We start from the raw sequence: 15544 nt of genomic DNA on the forward strand, positions 1-15544 counted from the left end.
CGAGTTCGCGGATCAAGGATTGATTTCCACGCGCTCCGCACGCGGCGGCAGCGTTTCCGGCGTGGCCAGGTTTCGCACCAAACCGATTCTCTGCAGCGCGCGCAGCACGAGCCACCCGACATCGAGTTCACCGTGTTTAAGTCCGAGGCGCGCCGATTCAGGATACGCGTGGTGATTATTGTGCCAGTTCTCGCCCATCGTAAGCAGTGCGAAGCCGCGCACGTTGTAGCCTTGCACGGCGGCGCGTTCGATGTGCCACGTGCGCCGGCCTTGATTGTGCGCCAGATAACCCACGAGCCAGTGTCCGGTCAGCGATACGCACACCCGCACGCCGATGCCCCACACCACCCAGCCCAGCCCGCCGATGGCATAAAGCACGAGTGCCAAGGGCAGTTGTTGCCACCTCCACGTGCGTTGGAGCCATTGGTAGAAACGATCGTCGGCCACTCGGGGTTCGATCACAAACCTCGGCGGATGCGCCTGCCGGAGATCGCAGTGTTGTTGCTCAAGGAAATCGCGCCACCATCCCCGTGAGTGCATAAAAAATGCATGGCAACGCGGGTGCCGTTGCGCCCAGTCACGGATGTCGTGCATGTAAAGGATGCGAAACGGCCCCGCGATTCCGACCAGCACACCGAGATACACAAAGGTGCGCTCCAGCCACCGCGGACACTCGTAGCTGCGATGCACGAGCAGGCGATGCATCCCCAGCGTGTGCCCGAGACAAAGCGTGATCACCGTCAACCCAAGAGCCACAAGCGCCGCGCCGCCACTGAAAGTCATCGGCGCAGCAATCGCCGTCGCCAGCAACATTACCGTCCACCAAAGCGATTTACTCGCTTTCCAATAAACAACCCCCTCGACCGGATTGGTGAGCGCGTCAGCGGGTTGCATGCGAGGGTGGGCACTCATGGAGTGACGGTTTCGATTGAGGATTATGGCGCGCGCAGCGGCTCCGTCGCGAGTTCTCCCCGCGTTCCTTTGCGGCGCATTTTGTCAAAGTTGAACATATTGAAGAAATGCATCGCGCCGAGCACGAGCAGCGTGACCCCAAGTTTCGTGCTCACAAACTCGATCGTCGCTTGAGGTGTCACCGGCTTCGCACCCCACTGCAGCGTCGCCGCAATGAATCCGAAATTGATGAGGTAAAAACCGACAACGAGCAGATGGTTGACCGAATCAGCCATATCAGTCCGCCCATGAAACGCCTGCACCAAAAACACACGTCCATTTTTATGGAGCGTGCGTGCCACCCACACAGTCATCCCGAGGGCGACCGGAATATAAGCGATGTAAGCAATAATCGTGTGATTCATTTTATTATTTTTGTTATTTCTAAATATTTAGAAAATTAAGGCCAAACCACTACCCGATCAGACGGAAAACTTTATCGCCTGCTTGAAAAAGGCGTTTGGCGGCTGTCGGAGAAAGCGCCTGGCCTTTATCAGCCCAACTCGCCGCCAACTCCAGAAACTCCGTCAATTCTTTGAGCCGTTGCAGGGTGTAAGCCGCATTCTCGTCCTTGGAAGCAACACTGGCTTCGCATTCACGCAGCGCCGCGAGTGTCGGGTCAAGTTCACGCTTCTTGCGCTCACGCATGATGATAAGGAACATCTCCCACACATCTTTGAGCGTTTCAAAATGCTCGCGGCGATCTCCAAAGATATGCACCACGCGAATTAGACCCCACCCTTGGAGTTCTTTGATGCTCGTGCTCACATTCGAGCGCGCGACATTGAGCGTTTCCGCGATTTCATCCGCCGGGATCGGTTTTGGGCTCAACATGAGCAACGCGTGCACTTGGGCCACGGCGCGGTTAATGCCCCAACGCCAGCCCATTTCACCCCAATGCAGGATAAATTTTTCGGTGGCAGGCGTGAGTTTCATTATCATTTCTGTAAATTCAGAAATATTGTGCGTCAATCCTGAATTTTCGACATCGCGGTTGAATGCCGGCGCGAGACCAGCATCGTGGCGGCTTAATGTCGCTCTCGCCCCTCACGTTGCCGCCGGCTTGGTCAGGTGTCTTTTCCGGAGACTATACGCGCGAACAATTCGACTCATTGATCACGGAGATCGATCGGCGCTACGCGACAGAGGCGGTGTTTCCTTCCAAGGAAAATGTGTTTCGCGCGCTTCACCTGGTTCGTCCGGAAGAGGTGAAGGTGATCATCGTCGGCCAGGATCCCTATCCGACGCCGGGCAACGCGCACGGGCTTTCGTTTTCGGTCGACGCGTCGGCGAAGATTCCCGGCTCGCTAAAAGCCATTTTTCAATCGCTCGCGCATAGCCACGCCGATTGGCAACCGCCCGCGAGCGGCGACCTGCAACGCTGGGCGGCGCAAGGCGTGTTGCTGCTCAACGCGATTCTCACCGTGCGCAGCGGTGAACCGCTCAGTCACGCGAAGCTTGGTTGGGAGAAATTCACGCGCGCGGTGCTGGAGCACGCACAGGCAAAGTCGCCGTTTATCGTGTTTCTCCTCTGGGGCGGCAAAGCGGCCACGATTGCCGATCCGGTGATCGATCTCACGAAGCACGCGGCATTGCGCGATCAACATCCTTCGCGGCTCGCGCAGAATCGTCTGCCGCCGGAAAAAAAATTCGCGGTCAACGGACACTTCACTGAAGCGAACAAGCTGCTCGTCACGCATGGACGCACGCCGATTGACTGGCATTTGCACAATGACGCGACGTCGCAGCTGGAGTTGGGTTAGTTTTTGTCCGGGTGGGCCTAAAGCCCCTCCGGCACAACAATCCGGCTCATTTCTTCACTGCCACCGCGTAAGTAATTTCCTTCAACTTGGTTTTCTTCGGGTCAAAACCCGGTCGCGCTGAAAATTTCTTTTTTGAGAGCTTTGGTTTTTCGATCTCCGCGGTGATAAACGTGCGCCAACCGGGCGGTGGTTCGCTTTGGCTGCCGCCTTCGGATTGCCACGCCAGCAAAGCGATCCGGGTTTCACCGATCAGGCCCAGCGCATGCGGCTCCACCTTTCTGGAAAATCCGTGATAGCGAAACTGCAGCACGCGTTGTTCGCAGATGGCTTGTTGGATTAATGTTTCCGTCTTGGCGGTCTTTTCGTCTGCGGGCACCGATGCCTCCGCTCCCACCACCGGGCCGCGCAACATCATCAGCGCGAACCCGGCAGCGCCCACGGCCCGTAGGAAGCCGCGCCGGTTCATTGTGCGCTGACGCTTGCCGCTGGCCGCGCCGCTGTCGAAACCAAAGTGCCGCTTGCCGTTTTTGAACCAGCCGCTTCGACTGCGTGCATGCCGGATGTCTACGCCATCGCTCGCGAACTCATCGACCACGCTCACGCGGCCGATCCCAAACGCACGCCGGAAGGCGTAGCCGCGGAACTCATCTATGCGGATCGCATGGAATCGTGGGTCGATCGCGTGGTGACTGATGCTTCGCCGCAACTCTGTCTCGCCGCGCGTTGCCAGCATCTCGAGCGCTGGAGCGTGCCCCGCACCACGTTTCCCGACGGCAAAGTCGGTTACCTCACCTGGCGGAAATCGCTTTATAAAAAACAAGCCGACCGCGCGCATGAACTTTTACTGCAAGCCGGTGTGCCCGCGATCGAAGCCGACGAGATCGCCGTGTGGGTTTCGAAGAGCGGCCTCAAAACCAACCCTGGCACGCAAGCCCTCGAAGACGCCGCCTGCCTCGTGTTTCTGGAAAATGAGATCGAAGCCTTCGCCGCGCAACACGCCGACTACCCGCGCGAAAAATTCATCGATATCATCCAAAAGACCTGGCGCAAAATGAGCCCGCGTGCGCACGAACTCGCGCTAGGTCTCGATCTGCCACCGACCATCGGCGCGCTCGTGAAAGCCGCGCTCGGCGCTGCGTGAATTTTCTCGGCGCATGAAAAAAATCATTCAGCGCATCCTACTCGCTCTTCTCGCCGGATTCGTGGCCATCCAATTTGTGCGACCGGAAAAAAATATTTCCGTCACGCCTTCGCCGGCTGACGTCGCTACAGTCCACAAAGTGCCGAACGATGTGCACGCGTTGCTGCAACGCGCGTGTTACGACTGTCACTCGAACACCACTAAATATCCGTGGTATGCGAGCATTCAGCCGGTCACGTGGTGGCTCGACTCGCACGTGCGCGAGGGCAAGCGGCACCTCAATTTCTCAGAGTTCGGCACTTACTCAAAAACCCGCGCCGCCAGCAAACTCAGTTCGCTGATCGACGAAGTCGAGGGTGGCACCATGCCGCTCAAATCCTACCTGCCGATGCACCCCGAGGCGCGGCTCACTCCCGACGAAATCGAGCAACTCATCGCGTGGGCGGAAGCCTTGAGCGACGAGCTCGCGGGAAACTAATCAGCGGCCGCGGTGGCATTCACGCCGGCTTTTTCCCGCGCGGCCGTAACGTTCGAAAATACCCCCGCAATCGCGCGCGCTTCGTCATCGCTCACATGTTGGGCGAAATAATTGGCGATGCCCGCGCGGTAAACCGGCCAGATTTTGCGCAGCGTCGCGATGCCTTTCTCGGTAAGTTGCGCGTGCTGCACGCGGCCGTCACTCGGACACGATTTGCGCTCGATGAGTTTTTCTTTCTCCAACTTATCCACGAGTCGCGTGAGTCCGCTACGACTCAGCAAGGCGCTCCGCGCGAGTTCGCTCATGCGCAGGTGATGATCCGGCGCGAGATAGAGTTCGTAGAGCGCATCATACCAGCTCAGTGACGGCAGCCCGGCCGCGTCCAAATCGGCTTCGATGGCCGCATACACCCGCCAAAACGAGACATAGTAGCTCCGCCATGCTTCGAGTTGTCCTTCAGGCAATGTCGGCTTCATGGCAGGCAGCTTGGACACTTTTGTTGCATACGCAACTAGATCAATTTGCACCACACTCACGCTGCGGCAGGACGCACTTCAGTAAAACCGGTTACGTGATGCCCGGAAATTTTGCCGAGTTTAATTCCGCTCAACTCGAAACCGTTGCGCGAGTCGTCCCGTCTAGCCGGTTACTTCCTACAAATTATGAAACTGAAAAATGATCCTTACTTCCCGGTCGTCGCCATCGCGATGATCGCCGCCTTGCTACTCTCCTTGCTGACGCCGCAGTCGGCCGTCACCTCCGCAAAAAACAATCCCGGCAACCCGCTTACCACCGCCGGCCACACCGCCACTCACGCGGAGTAATTTCCCTAGATTCCAAACGGGCAATGCGCACGCGGCACGCGCTTGCACCGCACCGGTTTTTGCATTGGTTGCAGGCATGCGTTTCGCGTCCCTACTGGTCCTGTCCGTAGTTTTCTTCACCGGTTGTTCTTCTGCGTATTACGGTGCGATGGAAAAAGTCGGCGTGCATAAACGCGAGATTCTCGTCGACCGCGTCGATGCCGCGCGCGATGCGCAAACCGAGGCGAAAGCCCAGTTCGCCGACGCGCTCCAGCATTTTCTCGCGGTCAGCAAGGTTCCGCCCACGCAACTCCAAGCGGCCTACAAGCAGCTCAACGACGAGTTTAAACAAAGCGAAACCCGCGCCCAAGCCGTGCGCGACCGGATTGCTGCCATCGACGATGTCGCGCAGGCGCTCTTTCGCGAATGGGGCGATGAGCTCGGCCAATACTCCAACGCCACCCTGCGCTCCCAGAGCGAACGCCAGCTCCGCGCCACGCGGGATCGTTACGCCGCTTTAATGCGCGTGATGGAAACCGCCTCTGCGCGCATGAACCCCGTGCTCGACGCCTTCCGCGACCAAGTGCTTTTCCTCAAGCACAACCTCAACGCCCAAGCCATCGCTGCGCTCGACGGCACCTCGCGCGAACTCCAGCAAGACATCTCCCGCCTTCTCGCCGACATGGATAAATCCATCCGCGAAGCCGACACCTTTATCTCCAGCATGAAGGCGCTGCCCGCACCCGCAGGTTGACCTGACCTAGGGAGGAGCGGTTATCTTTAACCGCCCTTTGAACATGATAGCACCCACGCAGGGCGTTTAAGGAGAACGCCCCTCCCTTTCTGATTCTCAATTTCCCGCAACCTATTCCCCTCGCGTCGGTCTGCCATTGTTCCTCATGCCCCGCTGGTTTAAGATTATCCTCGGTTTGTTCGCTGTGCTCGCACTTGCCGTGGCGACTTTACCGTGGTGGGCCGGTCTTGCCGCGCGCCCGGTGCTAAAACAATGGGACATCACCTTTAAAAATTATGAACGCGTCGGCTACAGTCGCTTCCGCATCGATGAGCTCACGTTCTCGCGCAACAACACGACCGTCGTCGCCACCGGGATCGAAGCCAACGCCCCACTCCGCTGGTTGAATCCCGGCTCGCGCGACGCCACGGTAAAAACCTGGCGCGTTGACGTGAAACGCTCGACCACGCCCTCCACCACGCCGGGCAAAATCACCGGCATGCCGTCGCTCCATCCGCTTTTGATGAAGGTCGCCCGCCACCTCGATCGTTGGTTGCACCACGTGGAAATCGGCCCCGGCGAAGTGCGTTGGCCGAACGGCGGACTGACTTTGGAAAAAGCCTTTTGGAAAAATCGCACGCTCAACGCGAGCGGCGTTAACTTTCTCAAACAAACCGGCGAACTTACCATCACAACTTCGCAAACCGAAAACTCCATCACGGCGGAAACCACCTTCGCCGATGAAGCTGCCCGCGCGCACCTCGCGTGGATCGGCGCTGAGATCACCGGCGAAGGCACGCTCTGGGCTCAGCCCCTCGCGCTGCGCGCAAAATTTCCCGACGTCGACTGGGTGCCTACCGAAGCCGGTGCCAGCGCGGTCAACTGGAACCTGCCCGCCGAACGCCTCAAGCTCGGCGCGCAATACGCGCGCATCACCGGCGGCGCCGTGTTCACGTGGCAACAAAACGCCTTCACACTTTCCGCCGACGCGAAAGCCATTCCGAAAGACGGCGTCAAAGCATCCGATCTCTCCGCCAACATCGAAGCGAGCGGCGACCGCACTGAGCTCACCTTAACCGCCTTAAAAATCGACGCACCGTTCGCGCAGGCGCGATTGAGCGCGCCCGTCGCGATCGGATTCAACGGCCAGACGCAGAGCGAACCGGCCAAGCTCTCCGTCACCGCCGACCTCGCCAAGCAACCGTGGTTCGAGGCCAGCGGCACATTGAAAGGCAACGCCTCCGTGAGTCGCGTTGACGCGCCGATGGAATTCCAAGCGGAGCTGCGCGACCTTACGTTCGCAGATTTCTCGATTAAAAATGCCACCACCCGTGGTCGCTGGCTCTGGCCCAAACTGGAAATCTCTCAACTCGACGCGCAGCTCGACGCCGCCAGCAAACTCAGCGCGTCGGGCAACATCGACTGGCAGGCGCGCGAACTCGCCGGCGTGAAACTTCAAGCCACGCTCGGTCGCGCTTGGTTTGCGCGCTGGTTAAAAACGGAAACGACCTGGCAAACCATGGCCGCCACCGCGACCCTCGACGGTTCGCTCGACGCACCGCATCATACGGGCGAAGTCACCATCATGCAGATCAAGACGAAGGCGCTCAAAGTCTTCGACGCCACCAGCACATGGCGAGGCACCGGCAAGGCATTGGAAAATTTCTCCGCGCAAACCCAAGCTGGCACGACGAAGGTCACCTTCAGCGGCGCAGGCGACGAAAACGGTTTTGATGTGCGCGAGTTCCACCTCGCCCCCATCAACGCAGAAGCGCTCACGCTCGCGCAACCCGCGCGCATTGACTGGGGCTCAGGTTTCAAAATCTCCGGACTTGTTTTGAAGAACTCGCGCTCCTCCTTCGCAGCGGATTTTACCGCTGGGTCGCAGATGGCCTTCGCACTGAACGCCGCGAATTTCGACAAAGAATGGCTCGGCCAGTGGCTCGATATTCCCGGCCCGACCTGGATCGTGGAGCGCCTCAGCGCTTCCGCCAAAACGGTGGACGACATTTTAAATTTCTCCCTCACCACGGCCGGAGAAATCAGCGCACCGCAGCAACGCGCGAAAGTTTCGCTACAAGCCACCGGCGACGCGAAAGGTGTCACCATCAAAGAGCTCAAATTCGCCGACGGTGAACGTATGCTCACGCAAGCGACTGGTCGCCTGCCGTTTTTCTGGCACTCGCGCGAAACGCCACACTTGCGCGTCGATGAAAGCGCTCCGCTCGAATTAAACGCGGAGGTGTTGCCTGATTCACCGTTGTGGGCGGCGGCCACCGAGCCGGTGGGTTTGTTGCTCACGAGTGCGTCGGCCCACGCCAAACTCGGCGGCACGCTGAAGCGTCCGCAAGGTGAGCTAAAAATCGACGTCGCGAGTGTGAAGGTCACTAAGACGGGCCGCTTCAAAGATCGCCTGCCGGACATCGAAGAGTTTTCCCTGCAAGCCAGTGCGGATCGCGACACGGTTAAAATCGACGCGCTCTCCGCGAAGCTTGAAGGCCAGACGCTGCAAGCCACCGCGCGTTTGCCAATGGACGACGGGCGCTGGCGCCAGCTCTTTAAAGACCCGAGCAAGTTCGACTGGGACGACGCGGAGGGCGTGGTTGAAATCCCCGACGCGGATCTGGCACCGCTCGCGCGCCGCTTGCCCGATTTTGTCGCCGCACAAGGCCGATTAAAAGCCCGCTTGGAATTATCGCGCGGCGGCGAACTCACCGGCTCGCTCCAACTCAGCGATGCGGCCACGCGCCCGATTCCCGCGCTCGGCACCGTGCAGGAAATCAACGCCACTCTCGCCTTTGCCGGACGCGAGGCGAAGATCGAGGCTTTCAATGCCAAGATTGGCGGCGAGGCCGTGAAACTCGAAGGCCACGTGCGTTTCCCGCTGCGCGCGCAACCGCACTATGCGTTGCACTTGAGCGGGCGAAATCTGCCGCTCGTGCGCCGCGCGGGATTGTTGCTCCGCAGCGATCTCGATCTGCGCGCCACCACCGCCGAAAGCGGCACCACGCGCGTGGCGGGATTAGTCACGTTGCGCGACGGACTCGTGCTTTCCGATCTCAGTGCCTTGTTACCGAGCGGCACCCGCGGCGTGACGCGCCGCCCACCGTATTTCGCGATCGAGAAATCACCGTTCAATCGCTGGCTGCTTGCCGTGGAAGTGCGTGGCAAGAATGCGGTGCGCGTGCGCACGCCGGTCTTTACCGGAACGGCTTCGGCGCATTTCGATTTGAGCGGGACGCTCGGCGAGCCGCGCGCCGTCGGCGAAATGACAATCGATCAAGGCATGCTCTTTTTCCCGTTCGCGACGTTCACCGTGCAAAGCGGCGCCGTGCGGTTGCGCGCGGCGGATCCGTTCACTCCGCAGCTCAACGTCAATGCGATCTCGCGCCGACATAATTACGAGATCCGCCTGGAAGTGAGCGGCTCGCCGGAAGCGCCGGCGCTCGTATTCACCTCGAATCCACCGATGGAGGCCAGCGAAGTGCTGTTGATGGTGATGGCCGGCCAGATACCTGCCGATGAAAACGCTGGCACGACGGCCACCGGCGGCGTGCGCCTCGGGCAAATCGGGGCGTATCTCGGTCAGGGAATTTATCGCGGCCTCGGTGGTTCCGGCGAAAACCGGCTTGAGATCGTTTCCGGCGAACAGATCTCGCGGCAGGGTCGCGAGACTTATGAAGTCGCCTACAAGCTCGGCGAAAAATGGACGCTCGTGGGTGAATACGACGAGTTCGACACCTACAACGCGGGCCTGAAGTGGCGCGTTTACACGCAGGAGGGCGCTCGTGAGAAGAAGTAACTTCCTGCGCGCGATCTGTCTCGGCGGTAGGGCCCGACCTCCGGGCGGGCCGAACGCGTGCGCACATCTTGACGGGCCGCTCGGAGATCGGCCTCTACCACGCGGCTTTAAATTACGTTTGGCCGCACTTATCTTCTCAACAATCACGGCCTTCGCTCACGCCTCCGAGATTTCCGTTTCGGGCCTTGGCTTCCTCGGCAACCGGCAGGCAAAAAACACGCTCGAACTTCTGTTGGGCGAGCAGCGCGACGCGGCGCTCAATGCGAGCGCCATCGAAGACGCTTCTTTAATCCTGTTCTCCGAACTCGACATGGAAGGCTATCAACGCCCGACCGTGACCGCGCTTATCTCCACGAGTGACGGCCAGCAAATTTCCCACGAACTCAACGCGCGTCTCGACAAACCGCTGCCGCGTCCACTCGCGGCCGAAAAAGTCGAGCTCCAAGTCGCGCGCGGCCAGCGTTACACGTTGCGCGAAGTCGAATTCACCGGCCTCACCGTATTGACCGAAGCGGAAGCGCGGGAATTTTTCCTCGGCGAAGGCGTGTTGATCGCCTTGCCAGCCACGCGCATCTACGCGCCGGGACGGCTCCAACGCTCGCTCGGTAATTTGCAGGAAGAGCTGCGCCAGCGCGGCTACGCAGATGCGAAAGTTTCGCTCGTGGAAGACGAAGCCATCGACCACGAAAAAGGCGACGTGCGCGTGCGCGTAAAAATCGAGGAAGGCCTTCCGTGGCGCGTGAAATCGCTCGCGTATGAATCCACCGACGGCCAACCGGTGCTTTCCGAACTCACGGCGGTAACCGCCGACGAAGCGTGGAATTCGCTCTGGCGGCAAAACACCAGCACCGCAATTCGACGCCGATACTATCGCGACGGTTATCCGGACGTGCAGGTGAAACTGACCGCGAACACGGGGAAACCCGCCAATGGCGAGCGTGCGGTCAACGTCACGGCGGAAATCACTCCCGGCCAGAAAGTGGTGTTTGGCAAAGTGCGTTTCTATGGCAACGACCACACGCGCGAAAAAAACCTGCGCCGGTTGACGCGTCTCGACGAAGGCACGCCGCTCGATCCCATCCGCGTCGACAATGCGCAATCGCGACTCGGCCGGCTCGGCGTGTTTCGTAACATCGAGGCCAACTACGAACCCGAGGACGGCCCCGTGCGCGATGTGGTCTTCGATTTAACCGAGGGCCGCCGCAAGGATGTGAACCTGCTTTTCGGTTACGGCACTTATGATCAGCTGCGCGGTGGCGTGGAATTTAACAACTACAACGTCTTCGGCCGCGCGCACACGAGCAGCCTGAAACTTGTGCAGTCGATGAAGAGTTCGCAGGGCGAACACCTTTACACGATTCCGGAATTATTCGGCAGCTCCGTCGATGGCAGCACGCGCATTTTCGGCCTGCGCCGCGAAGAGCTCTCATTTTTGCGCGAAGAATACGGCGCGACGGTCTCGTTGCTCTGGCCGCTCGTCCGCTCGACGAACCTGACCACGGGCTATAGTTTCCGCCAGTTGCGCAGCGCCGACAACGAGCTCGCCACCAGCAACACCGATCAGACCCAAATCAACGCCGCGAGCATCGACCTCGGCCTCGTGCGCGACCGGCGCGACAATCCGTTGACGCCGCGCAAGGGTTACAAGGCCGCGATTCACATCGAGGAAGCGAGCCGCTGGCTCGGCGGTGAAGTGGACTATCAACGACTGCTGCTCGACGCGTCGTATCACACGAGTTGGGGTCGCACACGCTGGATCCACGCCGGCTTCACACACGGCATCATCACGACCTTCGGCGCGGAAAACGACTCCGAGCTGCCGGTCAACGTGCGCTACTTCCCCGGCGGCGACGGTTCGATCCGCGGATATCGTCGTGGCGAAGCGGCGCCCCGCGCCGCCGATGGAAAATTCATCGGCGCGAAAACTTACCTCCAGCTCAATCTTGAACTCGAGCAAGCGATCACGCGCAAATTTTCGATCGTGGCTTTCGCCGATGCACTCGGCACGGCGGCGCAACTCGCAGACTATCCGTTCGACGAACGCCTTTACTCCGTGGGCCTCGGCATTCGCTACAACACGATCATCGGCCCAATTCGCGTCGAATACGGCCATAACTTGAATCCACGTCCACTCGATCCCAACGGCACGGTGCAGATCTCGGTTGGGTTTCCGTTTTGAGTTACGCTGTCTTGAGGTAGAGGCCGTTATCCCTAACGGCCCTTGGGAAGACGCGTTCGCTCAAACAGGGCGGTTAAGGATAACCGCCCCTACCTGCTCGAACTCACTCCGATCTTAGCAGTGTCAGCGGATCGACCTTCGCCGCGCGGCGGGCAGGCAACAGTCCCCCGACTACTGCCGCGAGCACGCCGATTAATCCCGCGGCAATCACGGCGGTCACATCGGCCCGCAGGCCCGTCATCATCCAGGAGCCGAGCACGCGCGGGAGCAGGATCGCGAGTGTCAGTCCCAGTGCCGAGCCAATCACGCCAAGCCACAGCGCCTCGCGCACGATGCCCCGCCAGACGCGCGAGGGTTCAGCGCCAATCGCGAGACGCACCGCGATTTCGCGCGAGCGATTCGCCACCAGATAACCGAGCGCACCGAGCACGCCCACCATCGCGAGCAAGATCGCGAGCGCCCCAAAACCAGTCGTCAATCGCACGGCGGCGAGATCGTTGCGCACCCAGAGTTGCACGCGTTCTTCGATGGTCATCCACCGCGTGAACATCAGGCCGGGTTCGGCTTCGGAGATTTTCTTTTTCAAAAACTCACGCAGCGACGCCGCATCACCCTCGACGCGGATGGCGAGACAGGTCGCCGTGCTGCGCCATTGGGATAGGGGCGTGTAAATAATCGGCGAAGCTTCGCTGCGTGCTCCGTTGACCTTGATGTCGTTCACCACGCCGACGATTTCCCAATCGTTTTCGGAGGGTGTTTCATCGAATCCGAAACGCCGGCCAATCGGATTGGTCTCACCGTAGACTTGTTGCGCGAGTTTTTGACTGACGAGCGCGACGCGTGGTTTTCCTTCAATGTCCTCAGCGGTGAATACGCGGCCACGCTGCAACATGATGCCCATCGCGGAGAGATAATTTTCGTCGGTGCTCTCATGTTGGATATTATTGCCGGGTGGTTTACGCGCATCGTCACCGCGGAAATACAGCCCGCTGGAGGTGCGGCTGCCGCTCAAGACGCCACTCGAAGCAAAGCCGACCGCCTTTACTTGCGGTAATGATTGCGCAGCGTGCCGCAAACGTTGCAGCGTCGCGGCTTGTTGTTCGGGCGCGATGCCCGCCGCGGCCAGATGGAAGAAGGTCGAGACCACGCTTTCGCGCGCGTAACCGAGGTTGGCGCGCAGCGCCTGGCGCAAATCGAGCGCGAGCGAGATCGCCACCGACACGAGCAACACCGACAACGCCAGTTGCACCACGATGAGCGCACGCCCCGCGAGCAAGGAAGTTCCCTGGCCCACGCCGCCGCGCCGCAAAATCGTCTGTGGCGAAAAATGTGCGCTCAACCACGCGGGCAAAGCACCCAGCGCCAACCCGCAGAAAATGGCGAGCGCCGTGAGCGACGCCAGCATCGGTGCGTCGACACCCGGCAACGCATTGCGCGTCGACGGCACAAGCCAGTCCGCCAGCACCGGCGTTAACCACATTCCGATCAACAGGCCCGCGAATGCGCCGGCCAGCGAAAGCACGAGCCCTTCCATCAACGCCGCCCGCGCGAGCCGCCAGCGTCCAGCGCCCAACGCCAGCCGCACGCCGATCTCGCGACCGCGCGCGAGCACGCGCAACAACAGCAACGTGGACGTGTTGGCCAGCGTCACGAGCACGACCGCGCCGACGAGCAACGACAGCGTCACACCGGTTTTTTTGAAACCATCACGCGTCGACGAAAATCCCTGCGGACTTGCCACGAGTTGCGGCACGCGGCGCATGAATTGTTCTTTTTCCTGCGGATCGGTGAACGCGCTGATCGCGGAATCGCGTTGCGGACGCCACGCGGCTTCCATCGCGCCCTGCATCGCCACGGCACCCCTGGCCGGACGCCGGACGAGCACATTCAAGCATGCCACATTGTCCGAGCGCATCCAGTCGGCGAGCGGCACCGTCTCACCCGTCGTGATAATCCATGCCGACGGCGAAACCCGCATCGCCACATGCATGCCCAGCGGCAGCCACGCCGCGATATTTTCACCCAACGAAATTCCCGTGAATGTTTTCGGCGCAATCCCTACCACGGTCACGAGCTGGCCATTCAAGCGCAGTTCAGTGCCCACCACCGCCGGATCGCCGCCGAGATTTTGCTGCCACCAATGCCACGACAATACCGCGACGGGACGCGGGTGATCAATTTCATCATCGGCCGGTTCCAACAAGCGCCCGTAAGCGGGCGCGATTTCCAACGCGCGGAAAAATCCGCCCGCTACAAATTGTCCGTCCATCGGTTCCGCCGGCGCTTCGCCGCGACGCAGCATCAAGCGACCGGAGCTCGTGTAAGCGGCGACGCGGCCGCTCAATTCAGGCTGGTTCTCCAAACGCCGCACCGTCGGCGCACTCAGGCGAAATGTCGCCTGCTCCGGCAATTCAGTCGCGAGATAAAGCTCGTGCGGGCGCGGCACCGGCAGCGATTGCCACATGACACCGCGCAACAGCGTAAAAATCGCCGTCGTGACGCCGATGCCCAGCGCGAGAATCGCAATCAAACTCAACGCGAACGCCGGTCGACGCAGCAGCGTGCGCACCGCGATTTTTCCATCCTGCCACCACGATTCCAACTGCGGCCAGCCCATCGCGTCGACGCTCTCCTCGCGGGTCGCGAGCACATTGCCAAACGCCAGATGCGCCTGCCGCCGCGCTTCGACACGATCGAGTCCCTGACGCACATTTTCCTCCACGAGCAACTCGATGTGCCCCGCCACTTCCTCTTCCAGCCGCTGCACCCGCGCGCGCCGACCGACGAGTTGTTTTAGCTTGGCCCACACGGTTTTCATGATGCCTCCGTAGCCAGCACCGCGTTAACGAGTGCAGCCACGCGCTGCCAGTTGACGACTTCCTCGCGCAACTGCTTCCGCCCCGCCGTCGTGATGGAATAAAAGCGCGCGCGGCGATTGTTGTCGCTCACGCCCCACTCGGACGAAATCCAGCGTTGGTCTTCGAGTCGCACCAGCGCCGGATAAATCGTGCCCTGATTCAGCATCACGCTGTCGCCCGAGATCTGCTCGATCCGCCGCGCAATGCCGAAACCATGCTGCGCCCCGAGGGTCGCCAGGGTTTTCAACACCAGCAAATCCAGCGTTCCTTGCATCAAATCGAGTCTCTTTTCGTCGCTCATGTTGGCTTTCAACACAAGCTCGTGTTGTAAGTCAACAGAAGAGGCAGCGCTAGAGCTACGCGAATGGCTCGCGGCGAAACTTCGTCACGTGGCCGTGCACTGCGGGCGTGAGCATGATTTCGTTTTCGCTAACGCGCTGAATTTTTAGCGGCACCGTGAAATGCGGCTCGCCGGAATCTTGTTTCCACCAAGTGATGGAGTAATCCGCTCCGTGTCCGTTGAGCTGGATTTTGTAGCGTCTCGGTTTTCCCCCATCGGAATGAGTGATTTCAAACACCTGCGCTCCTTCTGGTGAAATAATTAATCGCTCACACCCCGGATGATAATCCGGAATGTTCGATTCCACCGAGCGCCATGAGCCGATGAGCCAAGTTTCCATTGGTGATCGAGAGTGTTGGGCTATTTTCTAAATCGAGCAACGCAGTGATTTTCGGTTACGCACGAAAAAAGGGAACCCGCGCACAGCTGGTGCCCGCACCCAACCAGCGCATGGCGTTTGCGACCGCGCTGAGTTGCCCCGTTTGTTTTCCACGAC

Annotated in this window: 15 protein-coding genes; 7 read left to right on the forward strand and 8 right to left on the reverse strand. The window is 60.1% G+C overall.

The genetic code is table 11. The features are described 5' to 3' along the window. Positions 1 to 12: 12 nt before the first annotated feature. From ACRRQW_RS07245 to ACRRQW_RS07255, 3 genes are read right to left on the reverse strand one after another with little or no spacing between them, the layout of a single operon-like run. Complete coding sequence (locus ACRRQW_RS07245; RefSeq protein ID WP_438480606.1) at positions 13 to 912, reverse strand: acyl-CoA desaturase; 900 nt, start codon at positions 910 to 912, stop codon at positions 13 to 15. Positions 913 to 935: 23 nt separating this feature from the next. Beyond that, entirely contained in the window at positions 936 to 1316 is a 381-nt protein-coding gene (locus ACRRQW_RS07250) for a hypothetical protein (RefSeq protein WP_438480607.1), read from the reverse strand. Between the two features lie 49 nt (positions 1317 to 1365). Beyond that, the gene (locus ACRRQW_RS07255; protein ID WP_438480608.1) at positions 1366 to 1887 is read right to left on the reverse strand and encodes a GbsR/MarR family transcriptional regulator; all 522 of its coding nucleotides are present in this window, start codon (positions 1885 to 1887) and stop codon (positions 1366 to 1368) included. Positions 1888 to 1982: 95 nt separating this feature from the next. Between ACRRQW_RS07255 and ung the strand changes: the two genes are divergently transcribed. Continuing rightward, complete coding sequence (ung, locus tag ACRRQW_RS07260) at positions 1983 to 2714, forward strand: uracil-DNA glycosylase (RefSeq protein WP_438480609.1); 732 nt, start codon at positions 1983 to 1985, stop codon at positions 2712 to 2714. Positions 2715 to 2760: 46 nt separating this feature from the next. Here the strand turns inward: ung and ACRRQW_RS07265 are convergent, their stop codons facing one another. Continuing rightward, the gene (locus ACRRQW_RS07265) at positions 2761 to 3153 is read right to left on the reverse strand and encodes a WYL domain-containing protein (protein ID WP_438480610.1); all 393 of its coding nucleotides are present in this window, start codon (positions 3151 to 3153) and stop codon (positions 2761 to 2763) included. 114 nt (positions 3154 to 3267) lie between these two features. Here ACRRQW_RS07265 and ACRRQW_RS07270 point away from each other — a divergent pair, with 114 nt between their 5' ends. Together ACRRQW_RS07270 and ACRRQW_RS07275 are read left to right on the forward strand one after the other, a co-directional pair. Next, positions 3268 to 3855, forward strand: coding sequence for a DUF4202 domain-containing protein (locus ACRRQW_RS07270; RefSeq protein WP_438480611.1), 588 nt, complete (start codon positions 3268 to 3270; stop codon positions 3853 to 3855). Positions 3856 to 3868: 13 nt separating this feature from the next. Then, complete coding sequence (locus tag ACRRQW_RS07275; protein WP_438480612.1) at positions 3869 to 4333, forward strand: heme-binding domain-containing protein; 465 nt, start codon at positions 3869 to 3871, stop codon at positions 4331 to 4333. Here ACRRQW_RS07275 and ACRRQW_RS07280 read toward each other — a convergent pair. Then, on the reverse strand, positions 4330 to 4809 hold the full coding sequence (locus ACRRQW_RS07280) for a MarR family winged helix-turn-helix transcriptional regulator (protein WP_438480613.1): 480 nt from the start codon (positions 4807 to 4809) through the stop codon (positions 4330 to 4332). The genes ACRRQW_RS07275 and ACRRQW_RS07280 overlap by 4 nt on opposite strands. 186 nt (positions 4810 to 4995) lie before the next feature. Between ACRRQW_RS07280 and ACRRQW_RS07285 the strand changes: the two genes are divergently transcribed. From ACRRQW_RS07285 to ACRRQW_RS07300, 4 genes are all read left to right on the forward strand, one after another. Continuing rightward, a complete protein-coding gene (locus ACRRQW_RS07285; protein ID WP_438480614.1) occupies positions 4996 to 5157 on the forward strand; it encodes a hypothetical protein in 162 nt (53 codons plus the stop codon). A gap of 76 nt (positions 5158 to 5233) precedes the next feature. Next, positions 5234 to 5890 (forward strand): DUF2959 domain-containing protein, encoded by a 657-nt coding sequence (locus ACRRQW_RS07290; RefSeq protein WP_438480615.1) that lies wholly within the window; start codon positions 5234 to 5236, stop codon positions 5888 to 5890. 145 nt (positions 5891 to 6035) lie between these two features. Continuing rightward, positions 6036 to 9671, forward strand: a complete 3636-nt coding sequence (locus tag ACRRQW_RS07295; RefSeq protein WP_438480616.1) for a translocation/assembly module TamB domain-containing protein — start codon at positions 6036 to 6038, stop codon at positions 9669 to 9671. 118 nt (positions 9672 to 9789) lie between these two features. Further along, a complete protein-coding gene (locus ACRRQW_RS07300) occupies positions 9790 to 11850 on the forward strand; it encodes a BamA/OMP85 family outer membrane protein (protein WP_438480617.1) in 2061 nt (686 codons plus the stop codon). Positions 11851 to 11953: 103 nt separating this feature from the next. Here the strand turns inward: ACRRQW_RS07300 and ACRRQW_RS07305 are convergent, their stop codons facing one another. Genes ACRRQW_RS07305 through ACRRQW_RS07315 form a run of 3 tightly spaced genes read right to left on the reverse strand, consistent with a single transcriptional unit; the run spans position 11954 to position 15388 of the window. Next, positions 11954 to 14668: an ABC transporter permease gene (locus ACRRQW_RS07305; RefSeq protein ID WP_438480618.1), complete on the reverse strand. Its 2715-nt coding sequence runs from the start codon at positions 14666 to 14668 to the stop codon at positions 11954 to 11956. Next, positions 14665 to 15009 (reverse strand): PadR family transcriptional regulator, encoded by a 345-nt coding sequence (locus ACRRQW_RS07310; RefSeq protein ID WP_438480619.1) that lies wholly within the window; start codon positions 15007 to 15009, stop codon positions 14665 to 14667. Before ACRRQW_RS07310 ends, ACRRQW_RS07305 begins: the two co-directional genes overlap by 4 nt. A gap of 55 nt (positions 15010 to 15064) precedes the next feature. Then, positions 15065 to 15388: a hypothetical protein gene (locus tag ACRRQW_RS07315; protein ID WP_438480620.1), complete on the reverse strand. Its 324-nt coding sequence runs from the start codon at positions 15386 to 15388 to the stop codon at positions 15065 to 15067. Positions 15389 to 15544: the final 156 nt, after the last annotated feature.

Origin of the sequence: Oleiharenicola lentus (assembly GCF_051660365.1) — a bacterium.
Lineage (GTDB): Bacteria > Verrucomicrobiota > Verrucomicrobiia > Opitutales > Opitutaceae > Lacunisphaera > Lacunisphaera lenta_A.